This is a genomic window from Aeromonas sp. V90_14, from assembly GCF_029967615.1.
GTDB classification, from domain to species: domain Bacteria; phylum Pseudomonadota; class Gammaproteobacteria; order Enterobacterales; family Aeromonadaceae; genus Aeromonas; species Aeromonas hydrophila.
The window spans coordinates 92607-109668 of record NZ_JASCAS010000043.1 but is presented as its reverse complement, the minus strand read 5'-3'; the positions used below and the strand labels follow the sequence as shown (position 1 = coordinate 109668).

Annotated in this window: 17 protein-coding genes; 13 read left to right on the top strand and 4 right to left on the bottom strand. The window is 61.3% G+C overall.

Annotation, left to right across the window (positions count from 1 at the left end; genetic code table 11):
- Positions 1-136: 136 nt before the first annotated feature.
- The 5 genes from glnK to QLG02_RS17335 all read left to right on the top strand — a co-directional run bounded on the left by glnK (position 137) and on the right by QLG02_RS17335 (position 5469).
- Positions 137-475, top strand: a complete 339-nt coding sequence (gene glnK, locus QLG02_RS17355; protein WP_011704615.1) for a P-II family nitrogen regulator — start codon at positions 137-139, stop codon at positions 473-475.
- Between the two features lie 207 nt (positions 476-682).
- Complete coding sequence (locus tag QLG02_RS17350; protein WP_124253169.1) at positions 683-1690, top strand: Fe(3+) ABC transporter substrate-binding protein; 1008 nt, start codon at positions 683-685, stop codon at positions 1688-1690.
- A 40-nt stretch (positions 1691-1730) separates the two neighbouring features.
- Positions 1731-3356, top strand: coding sequence for an iron ABC transporter permease (locus tag QLG02_RS17345; protein ID WP_282465735.1), 1626 nt, complete (start codon positions 1731-1733; stop codon positions 3354-3356).
- Positions 3357-3425: 69 nt separating this feature from the next.
- The gene (locus QLG02_RS17340) at positions 3426-4460 is read left to right on the top strand and encodes an ABC transporter ATP-binding protein (RefSeq protein ID WP_282465734.1); all 1035 of its coding nucleotides are present in this window, start codon (positions 3426-3428) and stop codon (positions 4458-4460) included.
- A gap of 103 nt (positions 4461-4563) precedes the next feature.
- Complete coding sequence (locus QLG02_RS17335; RefSeq protein ID WP_045529131.1) at positions 4564-5469, top strand: Dyp-type peroxidase; 906 nt, start codon at positions 4564-4566, stop codon at positions 5467-5469.
- An 86-nt stretch (positions 5470-5555) separates the two neighbouring features.
- On the opposite strand, the gene argR is transcribed toward QLG02_RS17335, so the two are convergent.
- On the bottom strand, positions 5556-6026 hold the full coding sequence (argR, locus tag QLG02_RS17330; RefSeq protein WP_005308670.1) for a transcriptional regulator ArgR: 471 nt from the start codon (positions 6024-6026) through the stop codon (positions 5556-5558).
- Between the two features lie 201 nt (positions 6027-6227).
- Between argR and QLG02_RS17325 the strand changes: the two genes are divergently transcribed.
- The 6 genes from QLG02_RS17325 to QLG02_RS17300 all read left to right on the top strand — a co-directional run bounded on the left by QLG02_RS17325 (position 6228) and on the right by QLG02_RS17300 (position 11243).
- A complete protein-coding gene (locus tag QLG02_RS17325; protein ID WP_005308671.1) occupies positions 6228-6968 on the top strand; it encodes an ATP-binding cassette domain-containing protein in 741 nt (246 codons plus the stop codon).
- Between the two features lie 25 nt (positions 6969-6993).
- On the top strand, positions 6994-7731 hold the full coding sequence (locus tag QLG02_RS17320) for a transporter substrate-binding domain-containing protein (protein ID WP_011704620.1): 738 nt from the start codon (positions 6994-6996) through the stop codon (positions 7729-7731).
- Positions 7732-7734: 3 nt separating this feature from the next.
- The gene (artQ, locus tag QLG02_RS17315; RefSeq protein ID WP_017409015.1) at positions 7735-8385 is read left to right on the top strand and encodes an arginine ABC transporter permease ArtQ; all 651 of its coding nucleotides are present in this window, start codon (positions 7735-7737) and stop codon (positions 8383-8385) included.
- 2 nt (positions 8386-8387) lie between these two features.
- Positions 8388-9050 (top strand): arginine ABC transporter permease ArtM, encoded by a 663-nt coding sequence (gene artM / locus QLG02_RS17310; RefSeq protein WP_016349411.1) that lies wholly within the window; start codon positions 8388-8390, stop codon positions 9048-9050.
- A gap of 221 nt (positions 9051-9271) precedes the next feature.
- Positions 9272-10207, top strand: a complete 936-nt coding sequence (mdh, locus tag QLG02_RS17305) for a malate dehydrogenase (RefSeq protein WP_029301952.1) — start codon at positions 9272-9274, stop codon at positions 10205-10207.
- Between the two features lie 436 nt (positions 10208-10643).
- Positions 10644-11243 (top strand): SEL1-like repeat protein, encoded by a 600-nt coding sequence (locus QLG02_RS17300; RefSeq protein WP_016349413.1) that lies wholly within the window; start codon positions 10644-10646, stop codon positions 11241-11243.
- A 102-nt stretch (positions 11244-11345) separates the two neighbouring features.
- Here the strand turns inward: QLG02_RS17300 and hmpA are convergent, their stop codons facing one another.
- The gene (gene hmpA, locus QLG02_RS17295) at positions 11346-12539 is read right to left on the bottom strand and encodes an NO-inducible flavohemoprotein (RefSeq protein ID WP_282465733.1); all 1194 of its coding nucleotides are present in this window, start codon (positions 12537-12539) and stop codon (positions 11346-11348) included.
- Positions 12540-12649: 110 nt separating this feature from the next.
- On the opposite strand from hmpA, the gene QLG02_RS17290 reads away from it, so the two are divergent.
- Positions 12650-13117 (top strand): Rrf2 family transcriptional regulator, encoded by a 468-nt coding sequence (locus QLG02_RS17290; RefSeq protein WP_011704626.1) that lies wholly within the window; start codon positions 12650-12652, stop codon positions 13115-13117.
- A gap of 33 nt (positions 13118-13150) precedes the next feature.
- Here QLG02_RS17290 and QLG02_RS17285 read toward each other — a convergent pair whose 3' ends face one another.
- Together QLG02_RS17285 and ccsA are read right to left on the bottom strand one after the other, a co-directional pair.
- Positions 13151-14431, bottom strand: coding sequence for a CNNM domain-containing protein (locus QLG02_RS17285; protein WP_011704627.1), 1281 nt, complete (start codon positions 14429-14431; stop codon positions 13151-13153).
- 40 nt (positions 14432-14471) lie between these two features.
- Positions 14472-15263: a cytochrome c biogenesis protein CcsA gene (gene ccsA, locus QLG02_RS17280; protein WP_282465732.1), complete on the bottom strand. Its 792-nt coding sequence runs from the start codon at positions 15261-15263 to the stop codon at positions 14472-14474.
- A 274-nt stretch (positions 15264-15537) separates the two neighbouring features.
- Between ccsA and ffh the strand changes: the two genes are divergently transcribed.
- Positions 15538-16914 carry a signal recognition particle protein gene (gene ffh / locus QLG02_RS17275; RefSeq protein ID WP_024944579.1) on the top strand — a complete coding sequence of 459 codons (1377 nt, stop codon included), beginning with the start codon at positions 15538-15540 and terminating at the stop codon, positions 16912-16914.
- The last annotated feature ends 148 nt before the right edge of the window (positions 16915-17062 follow it).

The window sequence follows — 17062 nt, the reverse complement described above, 5'->3', positions numbered from 1 at the left end:
AGATGCGCTCCCTTGGTGATGCCGGGAGAGTTCTGCTCCAGACGTAAATGCTATCTTTTTGAAATTAAACAATAAAAAGACTTGGCACAAGAATTGATTCCCCATTCATGACATACCATGGATTGGGAGCAACCAGATGAAGCTGATTACTGCGATTATCAAACCCTTCAAGTTGGACGACGTGCGCGAGGCCATCGCCAACCTGGGGGTCGAGGGTCTGACCGTGTCCGAGGTCAAAGGGTTTGGCCGCCAGAAGGGGCACACCGAATTATACCGGGGAGCCGAGTATCAGGTCGACTTCCTGCCCAAGGTAAAGCTGGAGATAGCGACGGCCGACGACAACGTCGAAGGGGTGATCGAGGCGATCTGCAAGGCCGCCTATACCGGCAAGATCGGTGACGGCAAGATCTTCGTCTACGACCTGCTGCAGGCCGTGCGCATTCGGACCGGTGAGAGCGACGACGAGGCGCTCTGATCGCGCTGGATGGGGCGAATGATCGGTACTTTGTCGCTAATTGACTCCATGGTGGGGCCGGATAGGATTCTATCCGGCCCCTTTGTTTGAGCAGGGTTTAAATATGTGATCCCGCCACATCAGGATTTCTTGATCCGGCTGTCGAGCTCAATGCAAAATGCAAACAGCAATGGTTCTCACTCGATATAGCAACTCAAGGAATGGATGATGAAAATGAAGATGTTGGCACTGGCTTTCTCTGCGTTGGCGGCTCAGTCGGCATTGGCGGCAGGGGAGGTGAATGTCTACTCCAACCGGCAGGATGAGCTGATCAAGCCCATCATCCAGCAGTTCGAGAAGGAATCGGGCATCAAGGTCAACGTGGTGTTCGCCAAAGAGGGGCTGAACGAGCGTCTGGAGCGGGAAGGCAAGCTCTCCCCGGCCGACCTGATGCTGACTGTCGACATCAGCCGGCTGACCGATCTGGTGGACAAGGGGCTGGTGCAGCCGGTGGATAGCAAGATCCTGCAGGAGAACATCCCCGCCATCTATCGCGATCCGGACAACCGCTGGTTCGCGCTGACCACCCGGGTGCGTGCCATCTATTCCAGCAAGGATCGTCTCGGCAAGCAGGGCACCATCAGCTACGAAGATCTGGCCAAGCCTGAATTCAAAGGAAAAATCTGCACCCGCAGCGGCAAGCATGAGTACAATGTGGCGCTGGTCTCCTCCATGATCGCTCATCACGGCATGGCCGAGACCAAGAGCTGGCTGGAAGGGGTCAAGGCCAACCTGGCGCGCAAGCCGCAGGGCAACGACCGGGATCAAGTCAAAGCGATCAAGGATGGTATCTGTGACCTGTCGCTCGGCAACAGCTACTACCTGGGCGCCATGTTGAAGGACCCGGCGCAGAAAGCCTGGGCCGATGCCGTCTACATCAACTTCCCGAACCAGGCTGACCGCGGCGCCCACGTCAACGTGAGCGGCGTGGCCATGACCAAGTACGCCAAGAACAAGGCCGAGGCCCAGAAGCTGATGGAGTTCCTCGCCAGCGACACCGCCCAGCACATGTATGCGGACGTGAACGCCGAGTATCCGGTCAAGGCCGGGGTCGAGCCTTCCGCCATGGTCAAGTCCTGGGGCAGCTTCAAGTCTGATGCGCTACCGGTCAGCGATTACGCCAAGCACCGCAAGGACGCCTTGCAGCTGCTGGATGAAGTGAAATTCGATTTGTAATTCAGATGGGGCCAAGGGCCCCATCAACCTCTGTGGTCTCATGAAAAATTTTGGATGGATTACCGGCAGTTGGGCCAGCGCCCTGCTGCTGGCTTTGCCGGTGCTCGCTCTGGTCTTCTCCGCCTTGTCGGCCGACGGAGATCTGTTTGGCCACCTTGCCGATACCGTGCTGTTCGACTATCTGACCAATACCCTGGGGCTGGTGGTCGGCGTGGTGCTGCTCAGCCTGCTGTTCGGGGTGCCTACCGCCTGGCTGGTGGCCATGTGCCAGGTGCCTGGGCGCCGTGCCCTGCAGTGGGCGCTGATGCTGCCGATGGCCATGCCCTCCTATATCGTCGCTTATGTCTACACCGACCTGCTCGACTACTCGGGCCCGCTGCAGGCGGGGCTGCGCCAGCTGTTTGGCTGGGGCGGGCCGGCCGACTACTGGTTTCCGGCCATCCGCTCCCTCGGCGGCGCCGCCTGGGTGCTGGCGCTGGTGCTGTTCCCCTACGTCTATCTGCTGACCCGCGCCTCCTTTCTCGAGCAGTCGGTCAGCCTCATTCACTCCAGCCGCCTGCTCGGTTGCTCCCCCTGGCAGAGTTTTCACCGCCTCAGCCTGCCGCTGGCGCGCCCCGCCATCATGGTCGCTGTGTCGCTGGTGGCGATGGAGACGCTGGCTGATTTTGCCACCGTCCACTTCTTTGCCATCAACACCCTGACCACGGCGGTCTACGACACCTGGCTCGGCTACGGCAGTCTGGCAACCGCGGCCAAGCTCTCCTGCCTGATGCTGCTGGCGGTGGTGCTGCTGATCGCGCTGGAGCGCCGCTCGCGCAGTCGGCAGCAGGTCTTCCAGAAGTCCATGGGCCACGAGCAGCCGCTGCGCTACCCGCTCAAGGGGATGAGCCGCTGGCTTGCCGGCCTCTGGTGCTGGGGGCTGGTGCTGGCCGGCTTCGGTCTGCCGTTCGTCATCCTGCTGGACTACGGCGTGCGCTACTTCGAATTGTCGTGGACGCCGGAGTTTGTCCGCTTCGCCGGCAACAGCTTGGCTATCTCGGCGCTGACTGCCCTGCTGGCCATGGGCATCGCCCTGCTGCTTGGCTTCTGTCGTCGCCTCGATGGCGGAGTCAAGAGCCTGCTGCCGCTGCGCATCGCCGCCATGGGTTACGCCATGCCGGGTACCGTGCTGGCCATCGGGGTGCTGGTGCCGCTCACCGCCCTCGATTTTGCCATCAACGATCTGGTCGAGTGGCTGGGGCGCCAGGGACCGGGGCTGCTGCTGACCGGCACCATCACCGCCATCGTGTTCGGCTATCTGGTGCGCTTCGTGGCCATCGCCATCGGCTCGGTGGAGAGCAGCATGGGCAAGATCTCCCCCAGCCTCGATATGGCGGCCCGCTCCCTGGGGCAGGGGGATGGCGCCATGCTGCGGCGGGTGCACCTGCCGCTGGTACGGCGCGGCCTGTTTGCCGGTGCCATGCTGGTGTTCATCGAATCCATGAAGGAGCTGCCTGCCGCCCTGCTGCTGCGGCCGTTCAACTTCGATACCCTGGCGACCCACGTCTACCAGTTCGTGTCGGACGAGATGCTGGAGCGCGGCGCGCTCGGCGCCATCGTCATCGTGCTGGTGGGGTTGTTGCCGCTGCTCTGGGTCAACCGCAACCTGGATGGGGCGGGGCACTGAGTTCTCCCGCCCTGGAATGTTGTCCGGCCGCCGGTCGGTCTGGTTCAAAAGAATATGAGGAAGTCAGCCTTGTCCTGTTTGCAGGTTGAAAATGTCAGTTGCCGTTACAACGGCCGCAATGTGCTGGAGCAGCTCTCCCTGACGGTGGCAGACAACGAGATCGTCTGCCTGCTGGGGGCGAGCGGCTGCGGCAAGACCACGCTGCTCAAGGCCATCGCCGGCCTGTTGCCGCTGGCAGAGGGAACGATCCGCCTCGGCGATACCCTGCTCGACGGGCCGGGTGCCAGCGTGCCGCCCGAGGCGCGCAACATCGGCATGATCTTTCAGGATTACGCCCTCTTTCCTCACCTGACTGTGGCCGACAACGTCGGCTTTGGCCTGACCAAACTCGATCGCCGTGCTCGTCAGCAACAGGTTGAAGAGGCACTGGCGCTGGTCAATCTGCAAGGGTTGGGAGATCGCTATCCGCACCAGCTCTCTGGTGGCCAGCAGCAGCGGGTGGCCATCGCCCGGGCGCTGGTGTGCAAGCCGAGATTGATGCTGCTGGACGAGCCTTTCTCCAACATCGATACCCAGGTACGGATGAAGTTGATCCTCGAGATCCGCGCCCTGCTCAAGCAGCAGGGGATCGGCGCCATCTTCGTCAGCCACAGCAAGGAAGAGGCCTTTGCCTTCGCCGATCGGCTGGCGCTGTTTCGCGCGGGTCACATCGAGCAGGTGGGCCAGCCGGAGCAGCTCTATCGCCGCCCGCAGAATCGCTTCGTGGCGGAGTTTCTCGGCGGGGTCAACTACCTGGCCGCCGAGGTGGTGGACAGCCACTGCGTGCGTACGGCGCTCGGGGTCATCTGCGGCAGCGAGCCCCATGGCCGGGCCGCGGGTGAGCTGCTGCAACTGATGCTCAGGCCCCAGCAGCTGCTGCTGGAGAGCGCCGCGGATGGCGAGCTCAAGGTGGTGGAGCAGCAGTTCCTTGGCCACCACTGCCGGGTGCTGTTCGAGAGTGGTGAGCTGCGGCTGGAGGCGAGCATCGGCGAGCCGCTGGAGGGAGTCCGGGCGCGGGTCAGGGTGACGCCCCACGCGCTGGTGTTGTTTGACCCTTTACCCTGAACGCGTGATATCGTCGTGAAATCAATGAACTGGAACCGCGCTGGTTTATAATCGCGCAACGCTAACCGCCCATATCGCCAATGTCTGTTCAGGGGAGAGATATATGAAAGCCCAAGCCGGGATCTGTGCCGAGCCCAATCTGCACGCCCTCTATCTGATGTTCAACCGCACCGGTGACGCCGCCGAGCTGGTGGCCCGTCTGGCCAGGTTGCCGGCCCTGTGGGAGGCGGTGGCCGCCGATTTCCCCGCTGCCGGCTTCAGCGGCCTGGTGGCCGTCGGTGCCAATGCCTGGGATGGCCTCTATCCTGCCGCCCGTCCGCCCCAGTTCCGCGGTTTCATGGCGCAATCCGCCAACGGCCAGGAGGCGCCCAATACGCCGTTCGATCTGTTCGTGCAACTGCGCGCCGATCGGGTCGATGTGCTGCATCACGCCGGTCAGCGCGTCATGGCTCTGCTGGCCGGGCTGGTGGAGCTGGCGGAAGAGGTGCGCGGTTTTCGCAACCTCGACTGCCGCGATCTGACCGGTTTCGTCGACGGCACCGAGAACCCGCAGGATGAGCACCGCGCCGAAGTGGCGCTGCTGGACGGCGGCGAGTTTGCCGGCGGCTCCTACATCCACGTGCAGCGCTGGGTCCATGCCATGAGCGACTGGGAGAAGCTGGCACTGAAGGAGCAGGAAGACATTATCGGTCGCACCAAGGTCGACAACATCGAGTACGAGTCGGCCGACAAGCCGCTGACCGCCCACATCAAGCGGGTCAACCTCAAGACGCCGAAGGGCGAGTCCATGGAGATACTGCGCCAGAGCATGCCCTGGGGCACTATGACCGAGCAGGGGCTCTACTTCATCTCCTGCTGCCGCACCCCACAGCACTTCAACGCCATGCTGGCCAGCATGTACAAGGGGGAGGGCAGTCACTTCGATCACCTGCTGCGCTTCACCAAAGCGGTGACCGGCGCGGCCTTCTTCGCCCCTTCAGAAGATTTTCTGGTGGCGCAGGGCAAATAAGGCTCACCCACCCGCAGATAACAAAAATCCCGGCCTTGGCCGGGATTTTGCGTTTTGGCGGGACCGCGATGACGCGGCGGCAACCATTACGGCGTCTGTTCGAACAGCTCGAGGGCGGAGAGGTAGAGCTCTTCGATGTCGGTGTCGCTGGTCGGGGTGATGAAGATGGTGTCGTCACCGGCGATGGTGCCGAGGATCCCTTCGGCCTTGCCGAGGGAGTCGAGCAGGCGGGCGATCAGCTGGGCCGCACCCGGGCTGGTGTGGATCACCACCAGGGCACCGTTGTGGTCGACATCCAGCACCAGATTCTTGAGCGGGCTGGAGGTGGTGGGCACGCCCAGTTCCACCGGCAGGCAGTAGACCATCTCCATCTTGGCATTGCGGGTGCGAACGGCGCCGAAGCGGCTCAGCATGCGCGATACCTTGGACTGGTTGATGTTTTCGAAGCCCATCTCTTGCAGGGCAGTCACTATCTCTGCCTGGGAGCCAAATCGTTCTTCTTTCAGCAAGGCTTTAAAGGCCTTGGCCAGTTTTTCTTGCTTGTCGTTATGCTTCATCTTGGACTCACGAATGAGGAGGTTTGGCTGCCTGTCACGCTCAGGCGGCAGATATGAACAGCGTGCCCATTTTGCATTCATATGCCTATTTTTGCAAGGAAGCGGCGCTTGTTCTGCATATTGATTCAAATATAGCTTGCATCCACCCATGCCAGCGTTAGAATCAGGACGAAATTTTGAAAACTTATTCAATTGGGCTGTATGGGTATTGAATTAATCGGTATCGAAAAATCCTGGCACAAGGTGCCGGTACTGCAACAGGTCAGCTTTCGGACCGCTCCCGGTGAGACCTTGGTGCTGCTGGGCCCGAGCGGTGCCGGCAAGAGTTCTCTGCTGCGCATGATGAACCTGCTGGACACCCCGGATGCCGGTGTTCTGCGCATCGGTGAAAGTGAATTTTCTTTCCCGTCCAGCCTCTCCACCGCCGAGTTCAACCGTCAGACCCAGGCGCTGCGGCGCAAGGTGGGCATGGTGTTCCAGCAGTACAATCTGTGGCCCCATCTCACCGTGATGGAGAACCTCATCGAGGCGCCGGTCAAGCTGCTCGGCATGAGCAAGGCGGCGGCCATGGAGAAGGGGGGCTATCTGCTGGCTCAGCTGCAACTGGCCGACAAGCGCGACGCCTGGCCGGCGCGGCTGTCCGGCGGTCAGCAGCAGCGGGTGGCCATCGCCCGTACCCTGATGATGGACCCCCAGGTGCTGCTGTTTGACGAACCGACGGCGGCCCTCGACCCCGAGATCACCAAGGAAGTGGCGGAGATCATCCGCAACCTGGGCCAGACCGGCATCACCCAGGTGGTGGTGACCCACGAGGTGGAGTTCGCCCGCAAGGTGGCCAGCCAGGTGATCTATCTGGAGAAGGGGCGGATCATCGAAGCCGGCTCCGCCGCCATTTTCCAAGCCCCGCAAACCAGCCGGTTTGCCGAATTCTTGATGCATTGATATTCAAATCGATAAGGAAGCTGTCATGAAAAAGAGTCTGTTGCTGGTCGCCGCCATGGGCCTGCTGAGCACCTCGGTGCTGGCCAAGGAGATCAAGTTCGCCACCGAGGCCACCTACGCGCCGTTCGAATACCTGGACGACAAGAACGAGTTCCAGGGTTTTGACATCGATCTGGCCCGCGCCATCTGTGAACAGGCCAAGCTGGAGTGCAGCTTCCACAACCAGGCCTTCGACAGCCTGATCCCCAGCCTGAAATTCCGTCGCTATGACGCCGCCATCGCCGCCATGGACGTGACCCCGGAGCGGGCCGCCCAGGTCGATTTCTCCGACATCTATTACCAGAACTCCGCCGTGTTCGTGACCAAGAAGGGCGCCTTCAAGGGGCCGGAAGAGCTGGTGGACAAGACCGTCGGCGTGCAGAACGGCACTTCCCATCAGTCCTATCTGGTGGACAACTGGGTGAGCAAGGGTCTGCTGACCGTGCCCTACGCCAGCTACCAGAGCGCCTTCCTCGACATGATGAACGGCCGCACCGACGGCGTGTTTGCCGATACCGCGGTCGCCGCCGACTGGCTCAAGCAGCACAAGGAGTATGCTGTGATCGGCACGCCGGTGACTGACGCCAAGTACTTCGGTACCGGCTTTGGCATCGCGGTGGCCAAGGGCAATCAGGAGCTGCTGACTCAGCTGAACAAGGGGCTGGCCGACATCAAGGCCAACGGCACCTATCAGAAGATCTACGACAAATATTTCGCGCACTAAGCCATGTTGAGCCTGTTGTTGGATGCAGCCTGGATGACCCTCGGGCTGGCCTTGGCATCACTGGTCGGGGGCATGGTGCTGGCGCTGGCGTTCAGCGCCGCCGAACTGAGCAAGCAGCGCGCGCTGGTGTGGCCGGTGGCCACACTCACCACGCTCATTCGTGGCCTGCCCGAGTTGCTGGTGGTGCTGTTCATCTACTTCGGCTCGACCCAGGTGCTGTTCCTCATTACCGGTGAGTATGTGGAGTTCAGCCCGTTCGCCTGTGGCGTGCTGGCACTCTCCCTGCTGTTTGCCAGCTATGCCACCCAGACCCTGCGGGCCGCGCTCAATGCGGTGCCCGCCGGGCAGCGGCTGGCGGCGCTGGCGCTCGGCCTTGGCAAGGGGCACATCTTCTTTCGCATCGTGCTGCCCCAGGCGTGGCGACACGCCCTGCCGGGGCTCGGCAACCAGTGGCTGGTGCTGCTCAAGGACACCGCACTGGTCTCCCTCATAGGGGTGAACGAGATGATGCGCCAGGCCCAGATGGCCTCGGCCAGCACCTATCAACCCTTCACCTGGTATGCCGCCGCGGCCCTCATCTACCTGGCCATCAGCCTGGTGAGTGAGTTTGGCTTGAAGCAGGCGTCCCGTTACACCCGCCGTTACGGAGGCTGATCATGCAGGATTACCTGATGACCCTGCTGGGTGGCCTGGCGATTACCCTGCAACTCACGGCATTCAGCCTGCTGCTCGGCGTGCTGATGGCGGCTGCCATGACCTGGGTGCTGGAGCGCCGCATTCCGGTGGCGACCCAGCTGGTGCAGCTGTGGGTGTTGATCTTCACCGGCACGCCGCTGCTGATCCAGATCTTCCTCATCTACTACGGGCCGGGCCAGTTTGCCTGGCTCAAAGAGGGGCCGCTCTGGCCGCTGCTCAAGCAGCCCTGGTTCTGCGCCGTGCTGGCGCTGGGCTTCAATACTGCGGCCTACTCCACCCGGCTGTTCAAGGGGGCGCTCGATGCGATCCCGGCCGGTGAGGTAGAGGCCTGCCGCGCACTCGGTTTCTCCGCCGGTCAGACTTTGTGGATGAAGGTGCGTCACGCCGCCCGGCGGCTGGTGCCCGCCTACTCCAACGAGGTGATCCTGGTGCTCAAGGGGAGTTCGCTCGCCAGTACCATCACCATCATGGATGTGATGGGGCTGGCCCAGCGCCTCAATGCCCAGACCTATGACACCCTGGCGGTGTTCACCGTGGCCGGTGCCCTCTACCTGACCATGAACGGATTGTTAACAATTGGTTTTCGTTGGTGTGAACGCAGGGCGCTGGCCTTCCAGGGCTGAAGTCGGTAGATCTACCTATTAATGGTGAGGGGAAGTGCAGGAAATCTGTGCTTCCCCTCCAATTTTTTGCATTTCCCCCCATTTTTATTCGCCGCCTGTTTATTGGCTCACAGAACCTGTGATTACAACTGTTATCAGATTGTTTTTTAGGGGGGGATCCTTTAAGGTTGGGCGCACAACAAGAAACAACCTTAAACCTACGCTTAAACATGGAGTTGATCATGAAAGTTGCCGTTCTGGGTGCCGCCGGTGGCATCGGCCAAGCCCTCGCTCTGCTGTTGAAAAACCGTCTGCCTGCTGGTTCCGAATTGAGCCTGTATGACATCGCTCCGGTGACCCCGGGCGTGGCGGTCGATCTGAGCCATATCCCGACTGACGTGAAAGTAAAAGGTTTCTGCGGTGAAGATCCGAGCCCGGCTCTGGTCGGCGCCGATGTCGTGCTGATCTCCGCCGGCGTGGCTCGCAAGCCCGGCATGGATCGTTCCGACCTGTTCAACATCAACGCCGGCATCGTCAAGAACCTGGTGGAAAAGTGCGCGGCCTCCTGCCCGAAAGCGCTGATCGGCATCATCACCAACCCGGTCAACACCACGGTCGCCATCGCGGCCGAAGTGCTGAAGAAAGCCGGTGTCTATGACAAGCGTCGCCTGTTTGGTGTCACCACCCTGGACGTGATCCGTGCCGAGACCTTCGTGGCCGACGCCAAGGGTCTGAACGTCGACAAGGTGCGCGTCAACGTGATCGGTGGCCACAGTGGCGTGACCATTCTGCCGCTGCTCTCCCAGATCGACGGTGCCAGCTTCACCGCCGACGAAGTGGCCGCCATGACCAAGCGTATCCAGAACGCCGGTACCGAAGTGGTGGAAGCCAAGGCCGGTGGCGGTTCCGCTACTCTCTCCATGGGCCAGGCTGCCTGCCGTTTCGGCTTGTCGCTCATCAAGGGTCTGCAGGGTGAAGCCAACGTCATTGAGTGCGCCTACGTGGAAGGCGACGGCAAACACGCCACCTTCTTCGCGCAGCCCATCCTGCTTGGCAAGAACGGTGTCGAAACCGTGCTGGACTACGGCAAGCTGAGCGCCTTCGAACAAGAGGCGATGGATGGCATGCTGGCCACTCTGAAAGCCGATATCCAGCTGGGTGTCGACTTCGTCAAGTAAGGCGTCCGGATGGACAGCAAGGGGAGCTTCGGCTCCCCTTTGTCGTTATGGTGACGGATGCAGGCGGCGCCGGCCTAAGGGGATGCTGCCGGCTGCCGATAACAGGGTGCTGCAGGAGATCCTTATGATGAAACCCATTACCCTTGTCGGCCTTCTCTGTTTGCTGACGCCCCCATTGCTGACGAGCCAGGCGCAGGGGGCCGAGCCTTCCGCCTCTGCCGCCGCCGCGACGAGCGGGGCCGTGGCCGCCTCCGCACCGGCCAGTACGCCGGCGCAACCGGAGGCGGCGGTCCCATCTGCTGCAGCCGCGGTGCCGGCGGCCACGGATACCACGGCTGCGCCATCGACCAGCCCGGCGACGGCCGATGCGCCGGCAGCGGCCCCCATTCCTGCACCTGCCGCCACGGATAGCGGGCGCTCACCCAATAGCCGCCCCATGACCAGCACCCCGAGCAGCAGCAGCGGCCTGAATGTGGACAGTGGCACACTGCAGGCGGTGCCGCTCTATCGCCAGGACGAGCTGCTCAACTGGATTGAACAGGGGCGTCACCTGCAGCAGGTAAAGCAGGACAGGTGCCAGCTTACCCAGGATATCGAGGTGCGGGCCGAGGTGATGAAGGTGCCTGCCTATCAGTTTCTGTGGGGGGACATGCTGGCCTGGGGGGTCTGCATCAAGCCCAACGCGGAGCTGGGGGTCAAATTCATGTGGGAGGCGGCCAATCAGGGATTGGCGCCGGCGCTGGAACAACTGGGCCGTTACTACTGGAAAGGCACGCTGGTGCAAAAGGATCTGCTCAAGGCCGAGACCCTGATGCGGGAGGCCGCCAGCCTGGGCTTCCAGCGGGCACAGATAGAGTGGGTGGAGATGCTGCTGCAGGGAATGGGCAGCCCGCTCGACTATGAAGAGGCCTACCACTGGTTGCACAGCACGGTGATCGGCGACAAGGCGCTGCACCAGAAGGCGACCAGCCTGCTGAGCCGGCTCGGCAACCGGATGCCGGCCAATGCCATCGCCCGCGCCAAGGCGATGCACTGAGCCAAAAAAATGACCCACGGATCTGCATCCGTGGGCCGGGAGGTGCCGGCCGCCGTGCCGTGACAGGCTGGCCCCTCATCTGGTTATAGTGATTAGCCCGCCTTACAGATCTTGGTGGGGACCAAAAACTTCGTAATGGAGCTGGCCGGCCGGAATGTCTGCCGCGATCAGCTGCTGCTTGACTGCCTGCATGAAGCCGACGGGACCACAGAAGTAGTAGTGGGCCTGCGGCGTGATGCGCTCCTTCACTGCACTCAGGTCCATGGTGCCGGCAAAGTCGTAATCTTCGCCCTGCACATCACTGGCCTGGGGCTCCCGATACCAGACCCGGCTCAGCAGGTTGGCGTTTTGGCGGGATTTTTGCTGAATATCCTCCCTGAAGGCATGTACGGCACCCTGTTCACAGGCGTGCAGCCAGGTGATGTCGGCCTGATGGCCGTTCGCCAGCAACTGGTTGAGCATGCTCATCATCGGCGTGACACCCACACCGGCCGAGAGCAGCACCACCGGGGTATGGCCATCGGCTTTCAGGTAGAAGTCGCCGGTGGGGGGCATGACCTCAATCTTGTCACCCGCTTGCAGATGATCGTGCAGCAGGTTGGAAACCTGACCCTGGGGCTCGCGCTTGACGCTGATGCGGTAGTGCTGGCCGTTGGGTGCATCGGAGAGGGAGTACTGGCGGATCTCCTGATATTCCAGCTCGGGGTGGACCAGCTTGATGCTGAGGTACTGGCCTGGCTTGAAGTCCAGTACCGGCTTGCCATCCACCGGCGTCAGCAGGAAGGAGGTGATGAGTTCGCTCTCGACCCGCTTCTCCTTGATCAGGAAGGGGCGGGAACCCTGCCAGCCACCTGCCTGGCTCGCCTTCTCCTGATAAATCTCGCTCTCGCGGCCGATGAAGATGCTGGCGAGCACGCCATACGCCTTGCCCCAGGCATCCAGCACCTCGTCGGTGACCGCACTTCCACCCAATTCTTTGAGCGTGGCCAAGAGATGACTACCTACAATGTGATATTGTTCTGGCTGGATCAGGAAACCCGTGTGCTTGTGGGCGATACGCTCCACGGCCCCGGCCAGTGCCCCCAGGTTGTCGATGTTCTTGGCATAGGCCGCCACCGCATTGAACAGCGCCAGCGGCTGACCGCCGCTGCGCTGGTGCGCCAGGTTGAAAATATCCTTCAGTTCCGGGTTATGGCTGAACATGCGCTGGTAGAAGTGCTGGGTGAGCGCGGGGCCCGCCGATTCGAGCAAAGGGATGGTGCTTTTGATGACGGCGATGGTGGCTTGGTCTAACATAGGGGGTCCTTGCTAATTGAACATCTAAAATGTCACTTAATAAGCTGCATCCTAGATGTTTATTTGATCTGAATCAATAATCAATTTCCGCGCGATGCGCCACAGGCACTATGAGACTAACTAGCTATACCGATTTTGGATTGAGAGCCCTGCTCTATCTGGCGACCCTGCCGGAGGGCGAATTGTCGAGCGTGGCCAAGGTCTCCGCCTTGTATGACGTCTCCCGCAATCACATGGTGAAGGTGGTGAACCAGCTGGTGAAACTGGGCTATCTGCAGTCCCAGCGCGGCAAGAATGGCGGGATCCGTATGGCTTGTGCGCCGGAGACCGTCAACATCGGTCAGGTGATCCGGGCGCTGGAAGGGAATCTGGACGGGATAGATTGCGGCTCACCGGCCTGCCACATCGTCTCGGTCTGTCTGCTGAAAAATGCCCTGAAGGAGGCGATGAACGCCTTTCTGGCGGTGATGGACAGCTATACCCTGCAAGACCTGCTGGCCAATCGCGACGAGTTGCAGAAGGTATTTGGCGAATTGATTCCGACTCTGGTGCTGGAGCCGGACGAGGAGAGCGAGTGAGCAAGAAAAAAGGCTGCCAGTGGCAGCCTTTTTTCAATCTTCAAAGCCAGACTCGTTACGGTATAAATCAGGCATGATCCGCGCCATCTTCACCATGTTGTTCTCCACTTCCAGGATCTCGATGGGGTAACCGGCCAGCCGCAGGCTGATGTTGGGCTGGGGGATCTCCTCCAGGTATTCCAGGATGGCGCCATTGAGCGTTCTGGGCCCGTCGATGGGCAGTTGCCAGCTCATCTCCTTGTTCAGCTCGCGGATGCTGGCGGAGCCCTCCACCAGGAAGGAGCCGTCCGGCTGGGGGTGGATCTCGTCGCTGGGAGCGGGGGTCATGGAGGTGGTGAAGTCGCCCACTATCTCTTCCAGAATGTCGTCCAGGGTGATCAACCCCTGAATGTCGCCGTACTCGTCAACGATGAGGCCGATCCGCTCCTTGTTGCGCTGGAACTTGGCCAGCTGCACGTTGAGCGGCGTTCCCTCGGGGATGAAGTAGATCTCGTCCACCTCCCGCAGCAGGCTCGACTTGTTGAACTGATCCCTGGCCATCAGCCGCAGTGCGTCGCGGGCGTGCAGAAAGCCCACCACGTCGTCGATGTTGTCGCGATAGAGCAGGATCTTGGTGTGGGCGCAGTGGGCCAGCTGGCGCAGTATGGTTTTCCAGTCGTCGTTGATGTCGATGGCGTAGATCTCGCTGCGCGGCACCATGATGTGCTCCACCGTCATCTTGTCCAGATCCAGAATGCTGAGCAGCATCTCCTGATGGCGCTGGGGGATGAGACTGCCAGCCTCGTTGACGATGGTGCGCAGCTCCTCGGTATTGAGGGCGTCATCCTTGCTGGGGTTGAGCCGCAGCAGCTTGAGCAGGCCGCTGGTGATGCCGTTGATCAGCCAGACCAGCGGCGAAAGCGGCACCATCAGCCCCTTGAGCACCCAGGAGGCCGGGTAGGCAATCTTCTCCGGGAACATGGCCGCCAGGGTCTTGGGGGTCACTTCACCAAACACCAGCACGATCAGGGTCAGGCCGAAGGTGGCGATGGCCACCCCCAGATCGCCGAAGACGCGGATACAGACGATGGTGGCGATGGCCGAGGCGAGGATGTTGACCAGGTTGTTGCCGATCAGGATCAGCCCCAGCAGGCGATCCGGGCGAGAGAGCAGCTTTTCTACCCGGCGGGCGGCCTTGTGTTTGGTCTGGGCCAGATGTCGCAACTTGTAGCGGTTGAGGGACATCATGCCGGTTTCGGAACTGGAGAAAAAAGCAGACAAGAGGATCAAGATAACGAGAACAATCAGCAATGTACTCGTTGAGATACTGTCCAAGAAGGGCTCCTGTGGGAGTGGGTGATAAAAAGGATGGCGATCAGCTCAGCAAGACTTCTTTGACGAAGCGGCTGCCAAAATAGGCCAAGGTCAGAATGAAGCTGCCGATCAGGCTCAGGGTGATGACCTTGCGACCGCGCCAGCCACGGGCATGGTGGCCCCATAGCAGCAGCACGTAGACGCACCAGGCCAGGATCGAGAGGATGGCCTTGTGGGACTTGCCCTGGGCGAACATGTCTTCGAGGAAGAACAGGCCGGAGGCAATGGAGAGAGTCAGCAGGAACAGACCCGCCGAGATGAGCTGGAACAGCCGTTTCTCCACCGTCATCAGGGGCGGCATGGCGGGCAGCTGGCTGATCTTGCGCGACTTCAGCTGCCGGTCCAGACAGGCGAGCTGCAGCGCAAACAGGCAGGCGATCATCAATACCGAGTAGGCCATCAGCGCCAGACCAATGTGCAGCAGCAACTGGGGATGGGCCTCCAGATGGGTGATGTAGCGACCGGGAATGAGGGCGCTGGCGGCCAGCAGCAGGGCCGAGAAGCTGTAGACCACCGGCAGCAGGATCCAGCCGTTGAAGCGGCGGGTGACGCAGGTCATGAAGCAGCTGATGATGAGACTGACCAGCGAGGCTACGTTGAGCATGCTCAGATTCTGGCCGGAGTGAGTCACCAGCACTTCGCCGGCCACGGCGGTGCCATGGGCGATCAGGGCCAGTCCGATGCAGGCAAACAGGGGGGCTTGTCCCACTGGTTTGGCACTGAGCAGCAGGTGCAGAGAGGCGATGATGGCCAGCAGATAGAACGCCAGGGCCAGAACAGAGATCACGATCATAACCGGGTCGTTGTCGAGCAAGCGATTGGGAATAGGAAGGGCAGTATACCTTGCACAAGATGTGCTCGCCAGTTGTGCTGCCGCCGATCCGCCCATATATAGGCAGCAGTCTGCCGCAGCGGCGCGCACCAGAAGGCGCGCCGGCACCGGCCGAAATACCAGCCGCCAGCCCTTTTTGAGGGCAGGCCACCGTCGTGTGCGGCGAATAATCGTCCTCATTGCGCCGGCTGAGGTATAATGCCCCCATTTGTTACGCCAAGAACCGGAATGCGTCATGTTTGAGAATTTGACTGAACGACTCTCGCGCACCCTGCGCAATGTCAGCGGCCGTGGTCGTCTGACCGAAGAGAACATCAAAGAGACCTTGCGCGAAGTTCGCATGGCGCTGCTCGAGGCGGACGTCGCCCTGCCGGTGGTGCGTGACTTCGTGGCTCGCGTCAAGGAGCGGGCGGTTGGCCAGGAAGTGGCCAAGTCCCTGAGCCCGGGCCAGGCCTTCATCAAGATTGTGCATGGCGAACTGGTCTCGGTGATGGGGGAGGCCAACGAGCAGCTCAACCTGGCAGCCCAGCCACCGGCCATCATCCTGATGGCGGGTCTGCAGGGTGCCGGTAAAACTACCACGGTCGGCAAGCTGGCCAAGCTGCTCAAAGAGCGCAGCAAGAAAAAGGTGCTGGTGGTCAGTGCCGACGTCTATCGTCCGGCGGCGATCAAGCAGCTGGAAACCCTGGCGGGTGACATCGGTGTGGACTTCTTCCCGAGCGATGCCAGCCAGAAGCCGGTCGACATCGCCAATGCGGCCATCGATCAGGCGCGCAAGAAGTTCTATGACGTGGTGATCGTCGATACCGCCGGCCGCCTGCACGTCGACAGCGACATGATGGACGAGATCAAGCATCTCCACGCCACCATCAAGCCGGTCGAGACCCTGTTCGTGGTGGATGCCATGACCGGTCAGGATGCCGCCAATACGGCCAAGGCCTTCAACGAGGCGCTGCCGCTCACCGGCGTGATCCTCACCAAGGCGGACGGCGATGCCCGCGGTGGTGCCGCGCTGTCGGTGCGCCACATCACCGGCAAACCGGTCAAGTTCATCGGTATGGGCGAGAAAACCGATGCGCTGGAGCCGTTCCACCCGGATCGTCTGGCCTCCCGCATCCTCGGCATGGGCGACGTGCTCTCCCTCATTGAAGAGGTGGAGCGCAACGTCGATAAAGAGAAGGCGGCCAAGCTGGCCAGCAAGGTCAAGAGCGGCAAGGGCTTCGATCTGGAAGATTTCCGCGAGCAGCTGGCCCAGATGCGCAACATGGGCGGCATGATGGGCATGCTCGACAAGCTGCCGGGCATGTCCGGCCTGCCGGACAACATCAAGGATCAGATGGATGACAAGCTCACCGTGCGGATGGAGGCCATCATCAGCTCCATGACGCCCAAGGAGCGTGCCCATCCCGACCTCATCAAGGGTTCCCGCAAGCGTCGCATCGCCGCGGGCTCGGGTATGCAGGTGCAGGACGTGAACAAGCTGCTCAAGCAGTTCACCGAGATGCAGCGGATGATGAAGAAGATGTCCGGCAAGGGTGGCATGCGCAAGATGATGGGGCAGATGAAGAACATGCTGCCGCCGGGATTCGGTGGTGGCCGCGGCCCCTTCTGATTGCCGGGTCGTCATGCACACGTCAGGGGCTCACCATGGGTGGGCCCTTTTCATGGGGCCGCTTGTGCAAAAAATGGCTGGCTTGGTTGCAATTATTACGAATCCAAGTAGAATTACGCGGCTTATTTTAAGCTAGGGTCCGCGTGTT

Coding starts and splice junctions, on each gene's coding strand:
- argR (WP_005308670.1), bottom strand. CDS start 6,026: ATGAAGCATAACGACAAGCAAGAAAAACTGGCCAAGGCCTTTAAAGCC.
- QLG02_RS17335 (WP_045529131.1), top strand. CDS start 4,564: ATGAAAGCCCAAGCCGGGATCTGTGCCGAGCCCAATCTGCACGCCCTC.
- artQ (WP_017409015.1), top strand. CDS start 7,735: ATGTTGAGCCTGTTGTTGGATGCAGCCTGGATGACCCTCGGGCTGGCC.
- hmpA (WP_282465733.1), bottom strand. CDS start 12,539: ATGTTAGACCAAGCCACCATCGCCGTCATCAAAAGCACCATCCCTTTG.
- QLG02_RS17300 (WP_016349413.1), top strand. CDS start 10,644: ATGACCAGCACCCCGAGCAGCAGCAGCGGCCTGAATGTGGACAGTGGC.
- QLG02_RS17290 (WP_011704626.1), top strand. CDS start 12,650: ATGAGACTAACTAGCTATACCGATTTTGGATTGAGAGCCCTGCTCTAT.
- glnK (WP_011704615.1), top strand. CDS start 137: ATGAAGCTGATTACTGCGATTATCAAACCCTTCAAGTTGGACGACGTG.
- ccsA (WP_282465732.1), bottom strand. CDS start 15,263: ATGATCGTGATCTCTGTTCTGGCCCTGGCGTTCTATCTGCTGGCCATC.
- QLG02_RS17325 (WP_005308671.1), top strand. CDS start 6,228: ATGGGTATTGAATTAATCGGTATCGAAAAATCCTGGCACAAGGTGCCG.
- mdh (WP_029301952.1), top strand. CDS start 9,272: ATGAAAGTTGCCGTTCTGGGTGCCGCCGGTGGCATCGGCCAAGCCCTC.
- artM (WP_016349411.1), top strand. CDS start 8,388: ATGCAGGATTACCTGATGACCCTGCTGGGTGGCCTGGCGATTACCCTG.
- QLG02_RS17320 (WP_011704620.1), top strand. CDS start 6,994: ATGAAAAAGAGTCTGTTGCTGGTCGCCGCCATGGGCCTGCTGAGCACC.
- QLG02_RS17350 (WP_124253169.1), top strand. CDS start 683: ATGAAAATGAAGATGTTGGCACTGGCTTTCTCTGCGTTGGCGGCTCAG.
- ffh (WP_024944579.1), top strand. CDS start 15,538: ATGTTTGAGAATTTGACTGAACGACTCTCGCGCACCCTGCGCAATGTC.
- QLG02_RS17345 (WP_282465735.1), top strand. CDS start 1,731: ATGAAAAATTTTGGATGGATTACCGGCAGTTGGGCCAGCGCCCTGCTG.